Source organism: Tardiphaga sp. 619_E2_N8_4 (genome assembly GCF_051810905.1).
Lineage (GTDB): Bacteria > Pseudomonadota > Alphaproteobacteria > Rhizobiales > Xanthobacteraceae > Tardiphaga > Tardiphaga robiniae.
In genome coordinates this window covers 6232752-6252713 of sequence record NZ_JBPWQJ010000001.1, presented here as the reverse complement: position 1 = coordinate 6252713, position 19962 = coordinate 6232752, and the positions used below count along the sequence as shown (strand labels likewise).

General features: G+C 61.1%; 19 protein-coding genes. 12 read left to right on the top strand and 7 right to left on the bottom strand.

Annotated features, from left to right (window positions below; translation table 11 throughout):
* Window positions 1-111: 111 nt before the first annotated feature.
* On the bottom strand, window positions 112-1722 hold the full coding sequence (gene urtB, locus AB8A23_RS29690; protein WP_309947416.1) for an urea ABC transporter permease subunit UrtB: 1611 nt from the start codon (window positions 1720-1722) through the stop codon (window positions 112-114).
* 204 nt (window positions 1723-1926) lie between these two features.
* Window positions 1927-3249, bottom strand: a complete 1323-nt coding sequence (gene urtA, locus AB8A23_RS29685; RefSeq protein WP_092149862.1) for an urea ABC transporter substrate-binding protein — start codon at window positions 3247-3249, stop codon at window positions 1927-1929.
* Window positions 3250-3739: 490 nt separating this feature from the next.
* On the opposite strand from urtA, the gene AB8A23_RS29680 reads away from it, so the two are divergent.
* The 3 genes from AB8A23_RS29680 to AB8A23_RS29670 all read left to right on the top strand — a co-directional run bounded on the left by AB8A23_RS29680 (window position 3740) and on the right by AB8A23_RS29670 (window position 6080).
* Entirely contained in the window at window positions 3740-5257 is a 1518-nt protein-coding gene (locus AB8A23_RS29680) for a DEAD/DEAH box helicase (RefSeq protein ID WP_439057443.1), read from the top strand.
* Window positions 5258-5281: 24 nt separating this feature from the next.
* A complete protein-coding gene (gene infA / locus AB8A23_RS29675) occupies window positions 5282-5560 on the top strand; it encodes a translation initiation factor IF-1 (protein ID WP_068733922.1) in 279 nt (92 codons plus the stop codon).
* A 307-nt stretch (window positions 5561-5867) separates the two neighbouring features.
* Window positions 5868-6080 carry a cold-shock protein gene (locus AB8A23_RS29670; RefSeq protein WP_011474122.1) on the top strand — a complete coding sequence of 71 codons (213 nt, stop codon included), beginning with the start codon at window positions 5868-5870 and terminating at the stop codon, window positions 6078-6080.
* A gap of 152 nt (window positions 6081-6232) precedes the next feature.
* Here the strand turns inward: AB8A23_RS29670 and AB8A23_RS29665 are convergent, their stop codons facing one another.
* From AB8A23_RS29665 to AB8A23_RS29650, 4 genes are all read right to left on the bottom strand, one after another.
* Window positions 6233-6826 carry a TadE/TadG family type IV pilus assembly protein gene (locus AB8A23_RS29665; protein ID WP_175366987.1) on the bottom strand — a complete coding sequence of 198 codons (594 nt, stop codon included), beginning with the start codon at window positions 6824-6826 and terminating at the stop codon, window positions 6233-6235.
* Window positions 6827-6843: 17 nt separating this feature from the next.
* Window positions 6844-7392: a TadE/TadG family type IV pilus assembly protein gene (locus AB8A23_RS29660; protein WP_120288699.1), complete on the bottom strand. Its 549-nt coding sequence runs from the start codon at window positions 7390-7392 to the stop codon at window positions 6844-6846.
* A gap of 178 nt (window positions 7393-7570) precedes the next feature.
* On the bottom strand, window positions 7571-8068 hold the full coding sequence (locus tag AB8A23_RS29655; protein ID WP_120289175.1) for a pilus assembly protein N-terminal domain-containing protein: 498 nt from the start codon (window positions 8066-8068) through the stop codon (window positions 7571-7573).
* 1003 nt (window positions 8069-9071) lie between these two features.
* Entirely contained in the window at window positions 9072-9899 is an 828-nt protein-coding gene (locus tag AB8A23_RS29650) for a sterol desaturase family protein (protein WP_089263571.1), read from the bottom strand.
* A 285-nt stretch (window positions 9900-10184) separates the two neighbouring features.
* On the opposite strand from AB8A23_RS29650, the gene AB8A23_RS29645 reads away from it, so the two are divergent.
* From AB8A23_RS29645 to AB8A23_RS29605, 9 genes are all read left to right on the top strand, one after another.
* Entirely contained in the window at window positions 10185-10349 is a 165-nt protein-coding gene (locus AB8A23_RS29645; protein WP_089261533.1) for a Flp family type IVb pilin, read from the top strand.
* Window positions 10350-10652: 303 nt separating this feature from the next.
* The gene (locus AB8A23_RS29640; protein WP_184514019.1) at window positions 10653-11177 is read left to right on the top strand and encodes an A24 family peptidase; all 525 of its coding nucleotides are present in this window, start codon (window positions 10653-10655) and stop codon (window positions 11175-11177) included.
* A 121-nt stretch (window positions 11178-11298) separates the two neighbouring features.
* Window positions 11299-12084 (top strand): Flp pilus assembly protein CpaB, encoded by a 786-nt coding sequence (gene cpaB / locus AB8A23_RS29635; protein ID WP_089261538.1) that lies wholly within the window; start codon window positions 11299-11301, stop codon window positions 12082-12084.
* 17 nt (window positions 12085-12101) lie between these two features.
* Entirely contained in the window at window positions 12102-13556 is a 1455-nt protein-coding gene (locus AB8A23_RS29630; protein WP_439057442.1) for a type II and III secretion system protein family protein, read from the top strand.
* Window positions 13557-13579: 23 nt separating this feature from the next.
* Window positions 13580-14314 (top strand): CpaD family pilus assembly protein, encoded by a 735-nt coding sequence (locus AB8A23_RS29625; protein ID WP_089263573.1) that lies wholly within the window; start codon window positions 13580-13582, stop codon window positions 14312-14314.
* Window positions 14311-15579 carry an AAA family ATPase gene (locus AB8A23_RS29620; RefSeq protein WP_439057441.1) on the top strand — a complete coding sequence of 423 codons (1269 nt, stop codon included), beginning with the start codon at window positions 14311-14313 and terminating at the stop codon, window positions 15577-15579. The genes AB8A23_RS29625 and AB8A23_RS29620 overlap by 4 nt, the downstream gene beginning before the upstream one ends.
* A 21-nt stretch (window positions 15580-15600) precedes the next feature.
* Complete coding sequence (locus AB8A23_RS29615) at window positions 15601-17058, top strand: CpaF family protein (protein ID WP_120288696.1); 1458 nt, start codon at window positions 15601-15603, stop codon at window positions 17056-17058.
* 10 nt (window positions 17059-17068) lie between these two features.
* Window positions 17069-18043, top strand: a complete 975-nt coding sequence (locus AB8A23_RS29610) for a type II secretion system F family protein (protein WP_309947396.1) — start codon at window positions 17069-17071, stop codon at window positions 18041-18043.
* Window positions 18044-18053: 10 nt separating this feature from the next.
* Complete coding sequence (locus AB8A23_RS29605) at window positions 18054-19028, top strand: type II secretion system F family protein (RefSeq protein ID WP_175365649.1); 975 nt, start codon at window positions 18054-18056, stop codon at window positions 19026-19028.
* Between the two features lie 54 nt (window positions 19029-19082).
* Here the strand turns inward: AB8A23_RS29605 and AB8A23_RS29600 are convergent, their stop codons facing one another.
* On the bottom strand, window positions 19083-19886 hold the full coding sequence (locus AB8A23_RS29600) for a tetratricopeptide repeat protein (RefSeq protein WP_120288694.1): 804 nt from the start codon (window positions 19884-19886) through the stop codon (window positions 19083-19085).
* Window positions 19887-19962: the final 76 nt, after the last annotated feature.

The window sequence follows — 19962 nt, the reverse complement described above, 5'->3', positions numbered from 1 at the left end:
AGCTTGGGGTTACCCCCCTCCCCGACCCTCCCCCGCCTAGCGAAGCTTCGCTTCGCACGGGGGGGAGGGAGCAGGACGATAGCGCGTCGAAGCGAAATGTAGTTGCCATCCTCATGCTTCGATCGCCCTGCCCTTGAGCGCGAACAGACCGCGCGGCCGTTTCTGGATGAACAGGATGATCAGCACCAGGATGGCGATCTTGCCAAGCACGGCGCCTGCGACCGGCTCGAGGAACTTGTTGGCGATGCCGAGCGAGAATGCACCGACCAGCGTGCCCCAGAGATTGCCGACGCCGCCGAACACCACGACCATGAATGAGTCGATGATGTAGCTCTGACCGAGATTGGGCGACACGTTGTCGATCTGCGACAGCGCCACGCCGGCAATGCCTGCGATGCCAGAGCCGAGGCCGAAGGTCAGCGCATCGACACGCGAGGTCGCGATGCCCATGGACGCCGCCATGCGGCGGTTCTGGGTGACGGCGCGCATCTCGAGTCCGATGCTGGTGTAGCGTAACATCGCCAGCAGGATCGCGAACACGGCGAGCGTGAAGCACAGGATCCAGAGCCGGTTGTAGGTGATGGTGAGCTGGCCCAGCTCGAATGCGCCGGACATCCAGGAGGGATTACCGACCTCGCGATTGGTCGGGCCGAACATGGTGCGCACCGCCTGCTGCAGCACCAGCGACAGACCCCAGGTCGCCAGCAGCGTTTCCAGCGGACGGCCATAGAGGAAGCGGATGATGGTACGCTCGATCACGATGCCGAGGAGACCAGCGACGATGAAGGCCAGCGGCACGGCCATCAGCAGCGAGTAGTCGAACAGGCCGGGATAGCTGGTGCGGATCACGTCCTGCACCACGAAGGTGACATAGGCCCCGATCATCACCATCTCGCCATGCGCCATGTTGATGACGCCCATCACGCCGAAGGTGATGGCGAGGCCAATGGCGGCGAGCAAGAGAACCGAGCCGAGCGACAGGCCGTACCAGGCGTTCTGGCCGATCGACCACAGCGTCTGCCGGCTGTTGATGGCGGTGACAGCGCTGGCCGCGCTGCGCGCGACACCAACGGTCTGATCGGCCGGCAGGCTGGTGAGCAGCGCCAGCGCGTCCTGATCGCCGCGGCCCTTGATGATCGCAATGGATTCGATCTTCTCGGCCTCGGTCGCATCTTCCTTGTAGAGCAGGATCGCGGCGCGGGCTTCGGTGAAGGCCTGCTTGGCGGATTTGTTGGTTTCCTTTTCCAGCGCAGCCTCGATCACCGGCAGCATCGCGGTTTCGTGGCTCTTGAACACCGATTGCGCCGACGCAATGCGTTTGGCGGGATCCGGCGACATCAGCGTGAGCCCGCCCAGTGCGGATTCGATGTTGCGGCGAAGACGATTGTTGAGGCGCACCGCTGCGGCACTGGCCGGCACTTCGGCAACGGCCTCGCCGGTCGCGGCGTCGGTGACCTTGCCGTCGGTGCCGGTGAGATAAACCTTCTTGCTGTCGGGATCGGCGGAGAGGCGGCCTTCCTGCAGCGCGGTGATCACAGCGAAAGCCTGCGGATTGCCGGAGGTGGCAATGATGCCCACGGCTTCGTCGCTGTCGGAGAAATCATCATTGGCGAATTTGGCGACGGCATCCTCGAAAGGACCCGCAAAGGCCGGAATGGCGGCGGCGACGATCAGCAGAAATGCAACAGCGATCGCGCGGAAACGATAAAGGAGATCAGTCACTGGAAAACCCCGGCCGAAGAAAAAAGAGAAGGCGACGGATTCACCGCCTTCTCCAGTTTTGGGAGTCTCGAGAGTCGAGATAGACACGAAACCATCAACCGTCATTGCGAGGAGCGAAGCGACGAAGCAATCCAGAAGCCGCAAACAAGAAAGAACTGGATTGCTTCGCTGCGCTCGCAATGACGGAGAGTGTGTGGAGCTAACTTACGAACCCTGACCGCCGCACTTGTTGGTCTTGGTGTTGAAGTTGCCGCACTTCTTGCCAACCCAGTCGCCAATCAGGTCCTTGGAGCCGTCGAGCTCCTTCGACCATGCATCGCCAGCCACCAGCGCCGGGGTCTTCCAGACCACGTCGAACTGGCCATTGGCTTTGATTTCGCCAATGAACACCGGCTTGGTGATGTGGTGGTTCGGCAGCATCTTGGAGGTACCGCCGGTCAGGTTCTTGGCTTCGATGCCGGGCAGAGCGTCGATGACCTTGTCGGCTTCGATCGACTTGGCCTTCTCGACCGCCTTCACCCACATGTTGAAGCCGATCACGGTGGCTTCCATCGGGTCGTTGGTCACGCGCTTCGGATTCTTGGTGAAGGCCTGCCATTCCTTGATGAACTTCTCGTTCTCAGGGCTCTTGATCGACTGGAAGTAGTTCCAGGCCGCGAGATGGCCGAGCAGCGGCTTGGTGTCGATGCCGGCGAGTTCTTCTTCACCCACCGAGAACGCAACCACCGGAATGTCGGTCGCCTTGATGCCCTGGTTGCCGAGCTCCTTGTAGAACGGAACGTTGGCGTCGCCGTTAATGGTCGAGACCACGGCGGTCTTCTTGCCGGCCGAGCCGAACTTCTTGATGTCGGCGACGATCGTCTGCCAGTCGCTATGACCAAACGGCGTGTAGTTGATCATGATGTCTTCCTGCTTGACGCCCTTCGACTTCAAGTAGGCTTCCAGGATCTTGTTGGTGGTGCGCGGATAGACGTAGTCGGTGCCGGCCAGCACCCAGCGCTTCACCTTCTCGTCCTTCATCAGGTAGTCGACAGCCGGGATCGCCTGCTGGTTCGGAGCGGCGCCGGTGTAGAACACGTTACGCTCGGACTCTTCGCCCTCGTACTGCACGGGATAGAACAGGATGTTGTTCAGTTCCTTGAACACCGGGAGAACCGACTTGCGCGACACCGAGGTCCAGCAGCCGAACACGACGGCAACCTTGTCCTTGGTGATCAGCTCGCGCGCCTTTTCGGCGAACAGCGGCCAGTTTGAAGCGGGATCGACCACCACGGCTTCGAGCTTCTTGCCGTTCACGCCGCCCTTCTTGTTCTGCTGATCGATCATGAACAGCACGGTGTCTTTCAACGTGGTCTCGGAAATCGCCATGGTGCCCGACAGCGAGTGCAGGACGCCGACCTTGATGGTGTCGTCTGCGGCTTTGGCCGGCGAAAATGCCGACAGGCCCAGAGCCAGACCCGTTGCCGCGGCCATCAGGCTGCGACGCGAGATCGGCTTGGCTATTGCGTGAGTCAAATTGGTAATCATGTGCGGTCTCTCCCTGACGCAGACGAAATCAATGCGGAACGGCCCCACGGCCGGCGCGTTAAGGAGATCGCAAGAAGTGTGCCAGCCCTCGAACACACGTTAAGCTATTGGGATTACTCGCATGTTTCCGATTTTCGGAAAGCGCGGAGGTTTTCCTGTTTATTTCTTGTGCAGAAAAATTGATCATGCACACGGCAAACAGCTTAAATAATCGCCAAAAATTGCCTCATGTCTAAATTTCATGCAGCGGTATTTTGTCGCTGGTTTTAACCCTCTCGCCGATTGACCTTGAATCCGCCGCCTTGCTGTTCCATATCAATCGAACGACCTAGAGAATCATCAGGTCCTTGCGAGCCGCGTGTTCTGATCCCGTCTTTACTCTGATCTCCTCAGGGCAGTTCGACGGTTTCTGGCTTGCCCCTTCAGCTAACCAGAACTGACGCCCCAAACACGCGGGTGTCCCAGACACACTCGCGCGCTCCCTGGCCCCATGGTCTTTGAATCATGGCCGGGCGCCTGCTTTCACTTTGGAAAGATTAATCTTTTGACCACCTTTCAGGAATTCGGCCTCGCCGATCCCATCACCCGTGCGCTTAAAGAAGAAAACTACACCACTCCGACCCCGATCCAGGCCCAGACCATCCCGATTGCCATCACCGGCAAGGACGTGATCGGCATCGCCCAGACCGGCACCGGCAAGACCGCTTCCTTCGCGCTTCCTATCCTTCACCGCCTGCTCGAGAACCGCATCAAGCCGCAGCCGAAGACCTGCCGCGTGCTGGTGCTGAGCCCGACCCGCGAACTCTCCGGCCAGATCCTCGACAGTTTCAATGCCTATGGGCGCCATATGAACCTGTCGTCGGCGCTGGCCATCGGCGGCGTGCCGATGGGCCGTCAGGTCCGTTCGCTGATGCAGGGCGTGGATGTCCTCGTCGCCACCCCGGGCCGCCTGCTCGATCTCGTGCAGAGCAACGGCCTGAAGCTCAACATGGTTGAGTTCCTGGTGCTCGACGAAGCCGACCGCATGCTCGATATGGGCTTCATCAACGACATCCGCAAAGTCGTCGCCAAGCTCCCGATCAAGCGCCAGACGCTGTTCTTCTCGGCCACCATGCCGAAGGACATCGCCGATCTTGCCGAAGCAATGCTCAAGGATCCCGCCCGCGTCGCGGTGACCCCGGTCGCCTCCACCGTGGAGCGCATCAGCCAGCGGATCATGCTGGTCGATCACTCCGCCAAGCCGACGATCCTCGCCCAGATCCTCAAGACCGAGACGGTTGACCGCGCCCTTGTGTTCACCCGCACCAAGCACGGCGCCGACAAGGTCGTGAAGGGCCTCGAGCGCGCCGGCATCGCCGCCGCCGCGATCCACGGTAACAAGTCGCAGAACCACCGCGAGCGCACGCTGGCCCAGTTCCGCACCGGCGAAATCCGCACCCTGGTGGCCACCGACATCGCCGCCCGCGGCATCGACGTCGACGGCATCACCCATGTGGTGAACTTCGACCTGCCGAATATCCCGGAAACCTATGTCCACCGAATCGGCCGCACGGCCCGTGCCGGACGCGAAGGCATCGCAATCTCGCTTTGCGCGGGCGAGGAAATGGCGTATCTGCGCGATATTGAAAAGCTGATCCGCATTTCGCTTCCGAAGGAAGACCGCCGCACCCCAGGCCGCAACGACGTGGGGCCGTCGCCTTCCCAGAACCGTGGCGGTCAGCGCAACGGTCGCTCCGCCCCGCACGCATCACGCAGCAATGACGGAGCGCCCGGCAAGAACGCGCGCAATCGTCGTCGTCCTCATGGCGGCAACGGCAGCGCATCGCAACCGAACCGCGATCATGGTCGGAACGAGAATGCGAGACACGAGAATGCACGGCATGAGCCGATCTCACGTCCGGCCAACCAGGCTGGAACTGCGACCAAAGAAGGGATGCAGGGCGTTGCCTTCCTGCACCGCGAAAGCCGACCGAATACAACCCCGAACCGCACCCAGCGGCCACGCTAACAGCCGATCGATCTGGAGCTAACAATGGCCAAAGAAGAGCTGATCCAGTTCGAAGGACTGGTGACCGAAATCCTCCCCGATGCACGCTATCGCGTGCAATTGGATGCAGGACACGAAATCGTCGCCTACACCGCCGGCAAGATGAAGAAGAACCGCATCAAGACGCTGGCCGGCGACCGCGTGACCATCGAGATGTCGCCCTACGATCTCGAAAAGGGTCGTCTGATTTTCCGCCACAAGGACGAGCGTCCCGGCGGTCCTCCGCGTGGCGCACCGCCGCGCGGTCAGTTCCGTCGCCGCTAAGCGCATCCCGCGTTTAAACTGTCGACAGTTTAAATCGCAACGACAACCCATCCGCGCATCGGATCACTCGCGATCCCGCGGATGGGTAAGCGTTCCTGACCGTTCGTGCGCAATCAAAAAATCGTGCGCGTCAGGATTGTTTTGAGGGGGCGCTTCCCCTAATATGAGTTAATCGATTTTCGGCCGGACGACATTATCTATCCCCCGGTGCAGCCGGTCTAGACTGACGACCCTTCCAAAAATTCGATGTCACCAGCCCACATCTGTTGCGTGGGCTACACTATATCTTTGAGAAGGGACTACCCCCATGAGCATGGGAACAGTGAAGTGGTTTAACGCGACCAAGGGCTTCGGCTTCATTCAGCCGGACGATGGTGGCAACGACGTGTTCGTTCACATCAGCGCCGTTGAGCGTGCCGGTCTCGGCACCCTGCGTGAAGGCCAGAAGATCAGCTACGAAATCGTTGCTGACCGTCGTTCCGGCAAGTCGTCGGCCGACAATCTCCGCGCCGCAGGCTAAACGATCATTCGCAAGCTTGATGCTTGCGAATTGATCGACTGAATACGAAAAGGCCGCGCTCTTGAGCGCGGCCTTTTTGCTGAAGCATGATCCGAGAAAGTGGACCGACGATCGTTCGCTGCAACTACAAATACGCAGCGCATGATCGCAAGTTACGGCGTGCAGCTCGTCACCATCACGACGCAGGACGTTTGCCGCGGCCGCGTGTACATCGCATCGGACAGCGTGAGCCCGCCCTTCGGCACGACCCAGCCGATTGTCGGCACGTAGGTATAGTTAGCCTCGCCAAGGATCAGATACTGGTTTGCCACATAGTTTCCGTTGGCGTCCTTGACGATCAGATTGGTGGGAACCGATACGACCGTGCCCACGTCCTTCTTTTGGTCGCCGCGACTCCACACAACTTTGGCGGTCTTGCTCGATGGATCGATATAGACTTGGCTGATGGTCGCCTTGAGCTGCGTCTTGTCATAAGGTGTCAGCATCGCATCGGCGATGATGAAGAAGTTCGAGACATCGGTTTCCGCCAGCGTCGTGTAGCGTGACGCCAGGTCGGCCATCCCCTGTGAGATCTGACTGACCTTGCGATCGACGGCAAAACCGTTGGAAACATCCAACATGCCGAAGAACATCAGGAACATCAGCGGCATGATCATCGCGAACTCGACCGCGGATACGCCTCTCGTATCGTCTCGCAACAGCAAGGCCCGTCGCCAGGCTGCCAGTGCTGCCATCCGCACGTGCATTGTCCCGATCCCTGCCATCACTGCGGCCCGGTCGCCGCTGTCGCGGCCAGCAGGCGCTTGCTGCTCGTCGTTCCACGACTGATATTGGCGATGTTGTAGCCGAGGCCAGTCACATAAAGCGGCCACTGATAGAAGCCGCGCACGACCACCGTCTTGCTGGTCGGACAGGCCGGCGGCTGGTAGACAAGATTCGTCGACACATAGTTGCCGCTGGCGTCGATCGGATCCGAAATCGTGATCGCTGTGCCGGGATCGTACGAGCGCACATCGATGTCGATCTTGGTGCAATCCATCAGTGTCGATGCGCGCGCGCAGATCGACGTCTTGAAATCGACGGCTGTAGCTGCAGCGGAACACGTATAGACCGACCGCGCGGCATCCTGGACGCCGGTTTCAAGGACCTGCCCCGCCAGAAACACCATGCCGGTTTCCATGATGGCAAAAATCAGCGCGAAGAAGATCGGCGCGATCATCGCGAATTCGACCGCGGCCGAGCCGCTGCTGTTATGGCCGAAGCGGCGCAGGCGCCCGGCGAGCGTCGCCATCGAAATCAGCGGTAGCAGCATCTGCAAGTGCCTCGGTGATAGGAAATAACTACCGCCAAGATGTATCGGAAACAGATTGTTGAAGTGTTTCGCCGGATCGAGACAAGATGGCTCGCTGCGTTAACCCGCCATTAACCATGTGGCAGGACGCTTGCGATGGTGTCCGGCGGGATTGGTCTGACCGACGAAAAGTGGTGGCTTAGTTGCTCCTCGCCCCTATCGTCGCGGCCTGACTGCCGATGGCGCCGGCCTGATCCATCGTCGACTTGAAGAAGGTTTCCCCGTCACCCAGCGTCAAACGCCGCTCGCAATTCGCCGCGCAGCTATAGGTCTCCCGGCTCATACCGCGATAGACCGTCACGACCTTGTCGGTCGGCCCTTCCACCTGAATAACGCGGTCCATCAGCACGGAGCCCTGGCGATCAATGGCAATCACATTGGTGGCGCCATAGCTCTTGCCGGTGATGACAACCATGCCGCCGGCCTGCAGCGTCACATCGGCGATCAAGGGGTTGCCGACCACGATGGTCGCGATCTTCTCGGGAAATTTGACGAGCCTGGCCTGATCGACGCTGACTGCGATCAGATCATTCGCAGGAGCCGCAAAACCGCCCACCGGCAACAGCATGGTCCCTGCCGCCAGAGCACGGGCCACAAACACCGCGCGCATCCGCGCGCGCTTCGACTGAAACGACATCCTGTACTCCGGGACGATACAAGCCGACAAAAGCAGATACGCAGCGGTGCCGGCGCCCGACATGGCAAATGTGCCGTTAATTGATGAAGGAACTGGAAACGGCGGTGGCAGGGTGCATGATGGACGCTGTCCCGGCTTAGGAAGCCTGGATTGACTGGCATTCCGGGGCACTCGAAGGCGGCGAGGCCACTGCAGTGAGAACCTCAACCACTCCACCTGGAGCGGGGAATCTCGACATGTTCAGCGCAAAACAGATCGGGATTCCGGGTTCGCGCACGTAAAGATGCGCGCACGCCCCGGAATGACAGTGTGGGGCGGCAAGACAGCGCCCAAACATTTTTTTCCTATCTCCCGTTGACACCATCTCAGTCAGGTTTATATTCCCCATTGTCCTGCCCCACCGAGAGGGGCGATCGCGATCGTCACGTTCGCGGGGTGGGATGCGGTGGACGCCGGAGATGCGGCGTCACGCGGTTCACGGGTGACGTCTGTCTTCGGGCAGGACGGATCTGCGCCAGCACTGCCACTGGCAAGGAGACGGGTGGCCTTGGGATGGAAAGAGCCCTGGACAGTGTGACGGACGACCAAATCAAAACGCGTTCGGCTTACTCGCTTGAGGCTCCCTTCCCATCGCCTTGGGACTTTAATTCGGTGATCGGATCGTTCGCTGAGGCAAAGTGCAAGCAACCGAAAAAACACCGCAGGCGGAACGCTGGGCAATCGCTCGGCGCCTCCGAAAGTCCTGATGCACTCTAACCCTGCGGAAGACCGCATCGCATCAGGCCCAAGGGTGCAACGGGCACCCGGCGTTCCGCACGCCCTCTCACAGGGGCAGGGAATGCAAGAGACGACGGCGCCCCCGCGCCGCAAATAATGGGGGCGATGACGCATGTCTTCAGAGCAGTGGCTGTTTGACAGTTGAATCTGCGATGGCGCGTAGGCGCCAGAGGAATCCCTCCCTCAGCGCGGCTACGCCGCTTGGGGGAGGAGCAGGAAGAGCGTGCTACTGCTTGAACGGATAGGCCAGTTGCCCGGTGAATTCGGTCGGCAAAGGCTCGCCGTCGACACCGTAATTATCCGGCAGTTCACCCTTCGGCATGCGGAAGGTCCCGAACATGATGTCCCAGATCGGAAACGTGCCTGCGAAATTGGTGTTGCCGCCGCGCTCCAGCGACGTGTGGTGCCAGCGGTGGAACACCGGCGTCGCCAGCACATATTTAAACGGCCCGAGGGTCCAGTTCAGATTGGCGTGCACGAAAGCCGAGTGGAAGGTCGTGAACGGTCCGACCCACAGCATGATGTTCGGCGAGATACCGGCCATCAATAGCAACACGTCGACCGCGACGGTGCCGAGAAACAGGTTGACCGGATGAAACCGTGCAGCGGAGATCCAGTCGATCTCTTCCGACGAATGATGGATGGCGTGGTACTTCCAGAAGCCGCCGCCGTGATACATCCGGTGCAGCCAGTAGAGCATGAAGTCGGACACCACGAGAAAGAAGATCCCCTGTACCCAGAGCGGCATCTGCGCCAGCGGCCCGTGGCCGTTGTCGTAGAAGGCAATCAGTTCATCGGCATCGTGAATATTGAAGACGACGGCAGCGCCGACCACGAGGAGTCCGATCCGCACGACGCGGGTGATCAGCGGCACGAAGAACCAGTAGACCACGTCGGTCACGATCTCCGTCTTGCGCCACCAGTGCTTGCCGGGATTGCAGGCCCAGAAATGCGTCAGCACCGTAAAGACCACCGCAACAACCAGCGTGATCGGCACCACCTTCATGATGGTCTCGCCGAACATGTTCAGGACTTCCATGGGGAGTATAGTCATCGCGACCTCGTAGGCTCCGGAGGCCAAGAGTTACCGCGGTATGCTTAAGGAGCGATGAAGCGAAAAGGACACGCCTGGTGTCATCACACCCAAGTCATTCTAAAATCGCCTTAAGTAGGTATTTACCGTGCAAAAGAAGAGACAAATGCGACCGACTTTCATCAATCGAATTAACCGCACTGCAATTCCCCACTCCTAGTGTTCCCTCATGGTCACGGTGCTGAGAACGCCGGGGAGACCAGGCATCACGATCGACAGCCACGTGCACATATGGAGTTTTGTATTATGAAGAACCTCGTTTCGCGTTTCATGAAGGATGAGTCCGGCGCCACCGCTATCGAATACGGCCTGATTGCTGCCGGCATCTCGCTGGCCATCATCGCGGTCGTTAACGGCCTCGGCTCGAACCTGAACGGCAAGTTCACCTCGATCAACGGCTCGCTCAAGTAAGCGACTGTTACGAGTGCATCAAAGGCTCCGGTGTCCGGAGCCTTTTTTGTTTCGGAATGCTGCTGAGCCGTCGTCGTCAAAAGTGTAATGCGTATGAGACACCCCGACATTCCCCGCTCCGTCCTGCAGGGACTTCAGATCTCGCTCCGCGACCCCGCCGGCCTGGTCTGCGCCGCATTGATTCTCGCGCTGGTCGCCGTCGCGATTCGGATCGCCAGCGTTTGGTAAATTCTTTCTTGTTGTCCGATTGTTCATTTCTGCTGGCTAGGTTTTCCGTCGTCGCCGTAACGGGCCCTTGAAGCCATGATCCTCGATTTGACGCGCCTCCTGCTGTTCCCGGGCCTGATGGCCTATGCGGCGATCAGCGACCTTTTCACGATGACCATTTCGAACCGTATCTCGCTGCTGCTGGTGGCGGGCTTCGCCGTGCTGGCGATGTTCGGCGGGATGGGTCTTCACGATGCGCTGTCGCATCTCGGCGCGGGGGCGACCGTGCTGGTAGTCGCTTTCGCCTGTTTTGCGTTCGGCTGGATCGGCGGCGGCGATGCCAAGCTCGCCGCAGCTGCGGGACTGTGGTTCGGCTTCGACCATCTCCTGAACTACCTCGTTTACGCCTCGCTGTTCGGCGGCGCGCTCACGTTGCTGCTGCTCCAGTTCCGGCAGTGGCCGCTGCCCTATGCGCTCGGCGGCCAGGCCTGGCTGATGCGTCTGCATCACAAGGAAACCGGCATCCCTTACGGTATTGCCCTCGCCCTCGGCGCACTGCTCGTTTACCCCGACACCGGATGGGTGAAGACGATCGACCTGGCGCGTCTCGCGCTTCACTAAGATCGGAACTTTCTATTAACGCGATTTAGATACCGCTCATTAACCATGCTTTGACGAATAACTGGTCAACTCCCGTTACAGCGGCGGCAGCGTCGCGGCGTAATGTGGAAAGTTGAAGCGTATGAATACCGCACGCATTGTGGTCCTCGCCATTGCACTCGGCGCTGGCAGTGTGGCGCTATATCTTGCGAGCACATCGGACGCACCGCCGCCCCCTCAGGTCGCCGAAGCCCCGACAACTGACGTTCTCGTTGCCAAGGCCGATATCGCGCTCGGTCAGGCGCTCGGTCCCGATGATGTCCAGTGGCAGTCCTGGCCCGCATCAGCGGCGAGCACCAATGTCATCAGCCGTAACAGCCGCCCGGACGCAGCGACGCAAATCGCTGGCTCCATCGCGCGGTCGGCCTTCATTGCCGGCGAACCGATCCGCGAACCGAAACTGGTACGCGCCAATGGCGCTGGCTTCATGGCCGCCGTTCTGCCGACCGGCATGCGCGCCGTCTCCACCGAAATTTCGCCGGAAACTGGCGCCGGCGGCTTCATCCTGCCAAACGACCGCGTCGACGTGATCCTGTCGAAGCGCGAACGCGGTACGGATCGCAGCGGCATTGAGGTCATCAACTCCGAGATCATCCTGAATAATATCCGCATCCTCGCCATCGATCAGGCGCCCAAGGAAAAGGACGGTCAGAACTCAGTCGTCGGCAAGACCGCAACGCTCGAATTGAAGCCCGAACAGGCCGAGTTGCTCGCCCGCGCGCGGCAGAGCGGCACGATCTCACTGGCATTGCGGGCCCTGGTCGACGCTAACGCGCCTGCGCCGGTTGAAGATCCCAATGGCGGTAAGCGCGACAGTATTAGCATCGTGCGTTACGGCATCCCGTCGACCGCGACCATGACGAAGTGATGAAGAGGACGCAGGCGATGAAGCGCATCACAACAGGCGGATCGATGCGGGCTCTTGCAGCCCGCGCGCTGTCGCTCACCGCCATCACGGCGCTCACGATCAATCCCGTATTGACGCCCGTTTTCGCGGCCGACTCCGCGTCCATGCAAGCCGGCAGCGCCGGCGCCTTGAACGCAAAATTCCTGCCGCTCGGCATCGGCAAGTCGATCGTCATCGACCTGCCGCGCGACATCAAGGATGTGCTGGTCGCCGATCCCAAGATCGCCAACGCCGTCGTGCGTTCGGCACAGCGCGCCTACATCATCGGTGCGACCGTAGGCCAGACCAACATCGTATTCTTCGACGTCAACGGCCAGCAGATCGCCGCCTACGATATCGCCGTCACGCGCGACCTGAACGGTATTCGGGCCGCGCTCAAGCAGACCATGCCCAATACGGATATTCGCATCGAAGGTCTCGGCGATGGCGTGATGCTGTCGGGTACGGCATCGAGTCAGGTCGAAGCGCAGCAGGCCGCGGACCTCGCGGCGCGCCTCGTCGGCGGCATGGACAAGGTCGTGAACAGCATCTCGGTGCGCGGGCGTGATCAGGTCATGCTCAAGGTCACCGTTGCGGAAGTCCAGCGCAACATTGTCAAGCAGCTCGGCGTCGATCTGTCGGCATCGATGAGCTACGGCACGTCCGTCGTCAACTTCAACAATAGCAACCCGTTCACGGCGCGCGGCGGCAGCCTGGTCTCCGATAATGCCCTCAAGGCATCCTTCGGATCGACACCATCCGTCACGGCGACGCTAAAGGCGATGGAAAACGCCGGCGTCATCCGGACGCTTGCCGAGCCCACGCTGACCGCGATCTCCGGCGAGACCGCCAATTTCCTTGCGGGTGGCGAATTCCCGGTCCCCGGCGGCAATACCTGCGATCCCACGACGCGGATCTGTACGACGCAGATTACCTTCAAGAAATTCGGTATTTCGCTGGGCTTTACGCCGGTGGTTCTGAGCGAAGGTCGTATCAGCCTGCGTGTCGGCACCGAAGTTTCCGAGCTATCGCAGGAAAATTCCGTCACGATCAGCGGAACCTCGATCCCGGCGATCAAGGTCAACCGTGCGGACACCACGCTCGAGATTCCGTCCGGCGGTTCGATGGTGATGGCCGGCCTTATCAAGCAGCAGACCAAAGCGGCCATCAGCGGCCTGCCGGGCATGTCGCAATTGCCTGTGCTGGGCACGCTGTTCCGCAGCCGGGATTACGTCAACAACAACACCGAGCTGATGGTCCTGGTAACGCCCTATGTGGTCCGCGCCGTCGCGCAGAAGGATCTCTCGCGTCCGGATGACGGCTTCGTGGATGCATCCGATCCGCAGGCCGATCTGCTCGGCAACGTCAACCGCATCTATGGCGCACCGCACCGCACCGAGCCGACCCAACCGACGCGCAGCTATCGCGGCGTTTTCGGTTTCATCACGGATTGAGACGGGGCAAGTATCCGATGACCATGATCAATCATACAGCGATACACTCTTCGCGCACACGGACCGCCACTGGCGCGCTGCTGTTCCTGGCGCTTGCGCTCGGCGGCTGCAAGACCGTTGCGCAGGACACCACGTCGAGCATACCGGACGATTACCGGCTGCGGCATCCCATCGTTGTCGAAGAACGGGCCAAGACCACCGAGGTCTTCGTCGGCAGCCAGCGCGGCGGCCTGTCGGCCACACAGCGCGCGGATGTCGTATCGCTCGGTCAGGACTGGTTGCGCGAAGGCACCGGCGTCATCACTGCGGAGGTGCCGGTCAATACACCGAACGCACGCGCCGCCAGAGAGTCTTATCGTGAGGTTCATTCGCTCCTGATGGCGATTGGTGTGCCCCAGAACGGCGTCCTGATGCGCAGCTATCAGCCGAGCGATCCGCGTATGTTGCCGACCATCCGCGTCAGCTACCCGCTGATCGCGGCTTCGGCTGGTCCGTGCGGCACCTGGCCCGACGACCTTGCGTCGTCGATCAAGAACAAGGGCTATCTCGCGAACAAGCCATATTACAATCTCGGCTGCGCCCAGCAACGCAATCTCGCCGCCATGGTCGCCAATCCTTCCGACCTGGTTCAGCCGCGCGCCGAAACCCCTGTCTATGCCGGCCGACGTACCGTCGTGCTGGACAAGTATCGCAAGGGTGAGAGCACTGCGACGACCTATCCCGAAGACAAGACCAGAATCAGCAATGTGGGCCAATGATTAGCTACGCGCAGAAAACCGCAGACGAGCAGCCCTCCGCCGCAACACCCGCGGCAGAGGAGCATATTGCGCCGGCACCGCGGGTGTCGGTGCAGGCGTTCTGCGAGACCGTGGAAACCGCTGCCGCTGTGCAGGCCGCCGCCGAGGACAGGCGTCTGGGCAAGGCTCACATCAAGATTCAGATGGGCGGCATGCCTGCGGCCATCGAGGCCTATCGGTCAGCACCGACGCCGAACGTCATTGTTCTCGAGACCGAACCGCGCGGCGACATTCTCGCTGGCCTTGATCAACTGGCGACGGTTTGCGATTCCGGTACCCGCGTGGTGGTGATCGGCAAGGTCAACGATGTCACGCTCTACCGCGAGCTCGTTCGTCGCGGCGTCAGCGACTACGTGATCGCGCCTGTTGCGACTATCGACGTCGTTCGTTCGATCTGCGGACTGTTCTCGGCGCCGGAAGCCAAGGCGGTCGGCCGTATCATTGCCGTAGTCGGCGCCAAGGGCGGCGTCGGCGCGTCCACCATCGCTCACAACGTCGCCTGGGCGATCGCGCGCGATCTGGCACTGGACTCCGTTGTCGCCGACCTCGATCTTGCCTTTGGAACTGCCGGGCTGGACTACAACCAGGACCCGCCGCAAGGCATCGCCGACGCGGTGTTCTCGCCGGATCGTGTCGATACCGCCTTCATCGACCGACTGTTGTCGAAGTGCACCGACCAGCTCAGTCTGCTGGCTGCCCCTGCCACACTGGACCGCGTCTACGACTTTGGCGCCGAGGCCTTCGACTCGATCTTTGACACGCTGCGGTCGACAATGCCCTGCATCGTGCTCGACGTGCCGCATCAATGGTCGGGCTGGACCAAGCGGGCCCTGATCGGCGCGGACGACATCCTGATCGTTGCAGCACCGGATCTCGCCAACCTGCGCAATACCAAGAACATGTACGATCTGATCAAGGCGTCACGCCCCAATGATCGCGCACCGCTGTACTGCCTCAACCAGGTCGGCGTTCCAAAGCGGCCCGAAATCAGCGCCAGCGAATTCGCCAAGGCCATCGAGACACCGCCGATCGTCACGATCCCGTTCGATCCACAGATGTTCGGCTCGGCCGCCAATAATGGTCAGATGATTGCCGAGATTGCGGCCAGCCATCGCACCACCGAACTCTTTCTGCAAATTGCGCAGCGGCTGACGGGCCGCGGCGAGGCCAAGAAGCCACGAGGATCCTTCCTGGGTCCGTTCCTGGAGAAGTTGCGGTCGAAATAATCCGCCGCATGGAGTGTTGTCGTGTTTGGTAAGCGTAGCGGAACAGATACGGATGTCCGGGCCGTCAAGCCCGCCAGCGCGCCGGAGCCCTCTCCCGGCGCGATGGCTGCGTCTGCGCCACCGGCTGTGTCATCGCCGCCGCTGTCACCCGCGCGTGCTGCACCAGCGGCCCCCGTCATCGCAGAGCGTCGCTCCGAAAATTACTATCAGGTCAAAGCCACGATTTTCGGCGCCCTGATCGAGGCGATCGACCTCGCGCAGCTCGCCAAGCTCGACGGCGAATCCGCGCGCGAGGAAATCCGCGACATCGTTAACGAGATCATCGCGATCAAGAACATCGTGATGTCCATTGCCGAGCAGGAAGAACTGCTCGACGACATCTGCAACGACGTGCTCGGTTACGGGCCGCTCGAGCCGCTTCTGGCGCGCGACGACATCGCCGACATCATGGTCAATGGTGCCGGCACGGTGTTCATCGAAGTCGCCGGCAAGATCCAGAAGACCGGCATCCGCTTCCGCGACAATCAGCAGTTGCTGAATATCTGCCAGCGCATCGTCAGCCAGGTCGGCCGCCGCGTCGATGAATCCTCACCGATCTGCGACGCTCGTCTTGCCGACGGCTCGCGCGTCAACGCCATCGTGCCGCCGCTGGCCATCGATGGTCCTGCGCTGACGATTCGTAAGTTCAAGAAGGACAAGCTGACGCTCGAGCAGCTGGTCAAATTCGGCGCGATCTCGCCGGACGGCGCCCAGATCCTTCAGATCATCGGCCGCTGCCGCGCCAACGTGCTGATCTCCGGCGGTACCGGTTCGGGCAAGACCACGCTGCTGAACTGTCTCACCAACTATATCGACGACGACGAGCGCATCATCACCTGCGAAGACGCCGCTGAACTTCAGCTGCAGCAGCCCCACGTGGTTCGGCTCGAAACCCGGCCGCCGAACATCGAGGGCGAAGGCCAGGTCACGATGCGCGAACTGGTGCGTAACTGTCTGCGTATGCGTCCGGAGCGGATCATCGTCGGCGAAGTCCGCGGACCCGAGGCATTCGACCTGTTGCAGGCGATGAATACCGGCCATGACGGCTCGATGGGCACCCTCCACGCCAACAATCCGCGTGAAGCGCTGTCGCGCTGCGAATCCATGATCACCATGGGTGGCTTCTCGCTGCCCTCGCGCACCATTCGCGAAATGATCTGCGCGTCGATCGACGTCATCGTTCAGGCGGCCCGTCTGCGCGACGGTTCGCGCCGCATCACGCACATCACCGAGGTGATGGGCATGGAAGGCGACACCATCATTACGCAGGACCTGTTCGTCTACGACATGGTCGGTGAAGACGCCAACGGCAACATCATCGGACGGCACCGCTCGACCGGCATTGGCCGCCCGCGGTTCTGGGATCGTGCCCGCTATTACGGCGAGGAGAAGCGGCTCGCGGCGGCGCTCGATGCTGCCGAAGTCATAGCGCCGAACTGAGGAGCGAATGATGAACATGCAGGCGCTCGCATTGGCATTCATGGCCAGCATCGCTGTCGGCGGTCTGGCCTGGGTTTTTCTCTATCCGCTGTTGTCCGGCGAGAAGAAGGCCGAAACCCGCCGTGCATCGGTCGCGCGGACGGAGCCCGTGGCGCGCCAGGTCGACAGAAACCAGCGGTCCCGGCGCGAGCAGGTCGAAGGATCTCTCAAGGAAGTCGAAGCACGTCTCCAGAAGGAAAAGAAGATCCCGCTCGGAATCCGGATCGCGCAGGCCGGCCTCGACTGGAGCGACCAGAAATTCATGGTGATCTCCGGCATTCTGGGAGGCGGAAGCTTCCTAATGACCATGATGTTTGGCGGCGGTCTGCTCGCGGCCGCCGGTCTCGGATTCGCCGCCGGCTTCGGCCTGCCGCGCTGGATTCTCAGCTTTCTCAAGAAGCGGCGCGAAGCCGCATTCCTCAAGGCGCTGCCGGATGCCGTCGACGTCATCGTTCGCGGTATCAAAGCCGGCCTGCCGCTGTTCGATTCGATCAAGGTTGTCGCCGCCGACGCGTCCGAACCCCTGCGCAGCGAATTTCTTGCCATCATCGAAACTCAGACCATAGGTATGCCGCTCGGCGATGCTTGTGCGCGGCTCTATGAGCGCATGCCGCTTCCGGAGGCCAACTTCTTCGGCATCGTCATCGCGATTCAGCAGAAGTCGGGTGGCAACCTCTCGGAAGCTCTTGGCAATCTCTCCAAGGTGCTGCGCGACCGCAAGAAGATGGCCGAGAAAATCCAGGCCATGTCGATGGAAGCCAAGGCGTCCGCCGGCATCATCGGCTCGCTGCCGCCGATCGTGATGTTGCTCGTCTATCTCAGCACGCCTGAATATATTTCGCTGCTGTGGACCCATCCGACAGGCCGCCTGATGCTGGCGGCCTGCGTGGTCTGGATGTCCTGCGGCATCTACGTCATGAAGCGCATGATCAACTTCGACTTCTGATGGTGCCAGCATGCTCGATCTCCTGATAGCAAAGCTTCACGACATCCGTTTCATGACGATGCTGCTGGCCGCGATCGCGGTTGCGGCAACGGCCTACAGCCTGCTGACGCCGCTATTCGCCGGCGATGGCCTCGCCAAGCGAATGAAAGCGGTCGCCAGCGAACGGGAGCGGCTGCGGCAGCGCGAGCGGGACCGCATGGCGAAAGGCGAGAGAGTGTCGCTGCGCCAGACGCCGAAGCAGTTGGTCTCCAAGGTCGTGACCGAGTTCAACCTCAGCAAATGGCTGGCGCAGGAAGCCGCGCTCGACAAGCTGGTCATGGCCGGCTATCGCGGCCAAGCGCCCTATATCACCTTCCTGTTCTTCCGCGCCGTCACGCCGATCGTGTTCCTCGTCTTCGCGATCCTCTATGTGTTCGTCATCTCGCGCATGGAACAGTCGATGCCCATCAAGATCGGCATGTGCCTCGGTGCCGCCTATCTTGGCCTGCAGGCGCCGATGATCTTTCTCAAGAATGCAATCACCAAACGCCAGCTTTCGATCCGCCGCGCGTTTCCGGACGCTCTCGATCTGCTGCTGATCTGCATCGAATCCGGCATGTCCATCGAAGTCGCGTTTCGCCGCGTGTCCATCGAGATCGGAACGCAGTCGGTGGCGCTGGCCGAGGAATTCACATTGACCACGGCCGAACTGTCCTATCTGCAGGATCGCAAGGTTGCATATGAGAACCTCGCAAAGCGTACCGGATTGGAGGGCGTCAAATCAGTCTGTCTGGCGCTAATGCAGTCGGAACGCTACGGCACTCCGCTCGGTCAGAGCCTTCGCGTGATGGCGCAGGAAAACCGCGACATGCGCATGAACGAAGCCGAGAAGAAGGCCGCCGCGCTGCCGCCGAAGCTGACGGTGCCGATGATCCTGTTCTTCCTGCCGGTTCTGTTCGTCGTCATTCTCGGCCCAACGGGCATCAAGGTCGCAGCGATGCAGTGAGGCCGGTGAGCTTGGCCTTGCTCAACGTCATTGCGAAATTTGACCTGCGAGAAATTACGACCGACGCGGCGCGTCGTCGTCCCGGGCGCCCAGGCGGGGCTGACCTTTACTGCTCAGCATCTGCTTGAGATAGGCGACATTCGCCGCTGCTTCGTCTGGGGGCAGGTCAGCCCTCACGATAGATTCCGCTTCACCGAACCGGCCCTGCAGGCCAACCACGAGACCGAGATTCTGGCGAACGCGCGGATCGACATTGCCGCGGCCCTGCGCGCGGCGCAGCGTCGCCTCGGCCTGCGGCAGATCCTTCGAGAGCATGTAGGACAGACCGAGATTGGAGAGCACGGACGACTCCTCCGGCCTGATCTTCAGCGCGCTGTCGTAGTAACGGCGGGCTTCGTCATGCCTCCCCATCTGGTCAAGGACGGCGCCCTGTGCCGACAGGATACGCCAGTCCGGATTGGCTGGGCTATGTGCGGTGGTCAGCACATCGAAGGCGCGCTGGAAGCTGCCGGCGTCGGCCAGCGCGCGGCCGTAGCCTGCCAGCAGCGGCCTGTTGCCGGGATTCGTCAGCGTCGCCTGTTCGAACACCGAAACGGCCTGGGCCCGCTGGCCGTTGGCCCGGAGCGCCTGGCCGTAACGCAGGGCAGCGTCAGCATCCTTGGGATTGGCGCGATAGCGTTCGCCATAGACTTCGGCAGCACGCGCGGGATCGGTATCGCTTGGTGCTTCCGCCCGAGCGCCAAGGGAACCGGTGATATCGGACATGCCCGCCGTCTTGCAGCCGGCAAGGCCTGCGGCCAGGATCGCGGTCACCGCCGCGGTCGTCAAAAGCCGGGCAAGACAAGGGGGCTGACGCATGACAGGTTGACTCAACAATGGCGCGAACGGGCGGGCCGGACGCCTTCAGCAATAGAGTGTTAACCCTAATGGCTGG

Coding starts and splice junctions, on each gene's coding strand:
- AB8A23_RS29650 (WP_089263571.1), bottom strand. CDS start 9,899: ATGACTATACTCCCCATGGAAGTCCTGAACATGTTCGGCGAGACCATC.
- AB8A23_RS29655 (WP_120289175.1), bottom strand. CDS start 8,068: ATGTCGTTTCAGTCGAAGCGCGCGCGGATGCGCGCGGTGTTTGTGGCC.
- AB8A23_RS29630 (WP_439057442.1), top strand. CDS start 12,102: ATGAAGCGCATCACAACAGGCGGATCGATGCGGGCTCTTGCAGCCCGC.
- AB8A23_RS29645 (WP_089261533.1), top strand. CDS start 10,185: ATGAAGAACCTCGTTTCGCGTTTCATGAAGGATGAGTCCGGCGCCACC.
- AB8A23_RS29600 (WP_120288694.1), bottom strand. CDS start 19,886: ATGCGTCAGCCCCCTTGTCTTGCCCGGCTTTTGACGACCGCGGCGGTG.
- cpaB (WP_089261538.1), top strand. CDS start 11,299: ATGAATACCGCACGCATTGTGGTCCTCGCCATTGCACTCGGCGCTGGC.
- AB8A23_RS29660 (WP_120288699.1), bottom strand. CDS start 7,392: ATGCTGCTACCGCTGATTTCGATGGCGACGCTCGCCGGGCGCCTGCGC.
- AB8A23_RS29610 (WP_309947396.1), top strand. CDS start 17,069: ATGAACATGCAGGCGCTCGCATTGGCATTCATGGCCAGCATCGCTGTC.
- AB8A23_RS29665 (WP_175366987.1), bottom strand. CDS start 6,826: ATGCACGTGCGGATGGCAGCACTGGCAGCCTGGCGACGGGCCTTGCTG.
- AB8A23_RS29625 (WP_089263573.1), top strand. CDS start 13,580: ATGATCAATCATACAGCGATACACTCTTCGCGCACACGGACCGCCACT.
- infA (WP_068733922.1), top strand. CDS start 5,282: ATGGCCAAAGAAGAGCTGATCCAGTTCGAAGGACTGGTGACCGAAATC.
- AB8A23_RS29680 (WP_439057443.1), top strand. CDS start 3,740: ATGGTCTTTGAATCATGGCCGGGCGCCTGCTTTCACTTTGGAAAGATT.
- AB8A23_RS29640 (WP_184514019.1), top strand. CDS start 10,653: ATGATCCTCGATTTGACGCGCCTCCTGCTGTTCCCGGGCCTGATGGCC.
- AB8A23_RS29605 (WP_175365649.1), top strand. CDS start 18,054: ATGCTCGATCTCCTGATAGCAAAGCTTCACGACATCCGTTTCATGACG.
- urtA (WP_092149862.1), bottom strand. CDS start 3,249: ATGATTACCAATTTGACTCACGCAATAGCCAAGCCGATCTCGCGTCGC.
- AB8A23_RS29670 (WP_011474122.1), top strand. CDS start 5,868: ATGAGCATGGGAACAGTGAAGTGGTTTAACGCGACCAAGGGCTTCGGC.
- AB8A23_RS29620 (WP_439057441.1), top strand. CDS start 14,311: ATGATTAGCTACGCGCAGAAAACCGCAGACGAGCAGCCCTCCGCCGCA.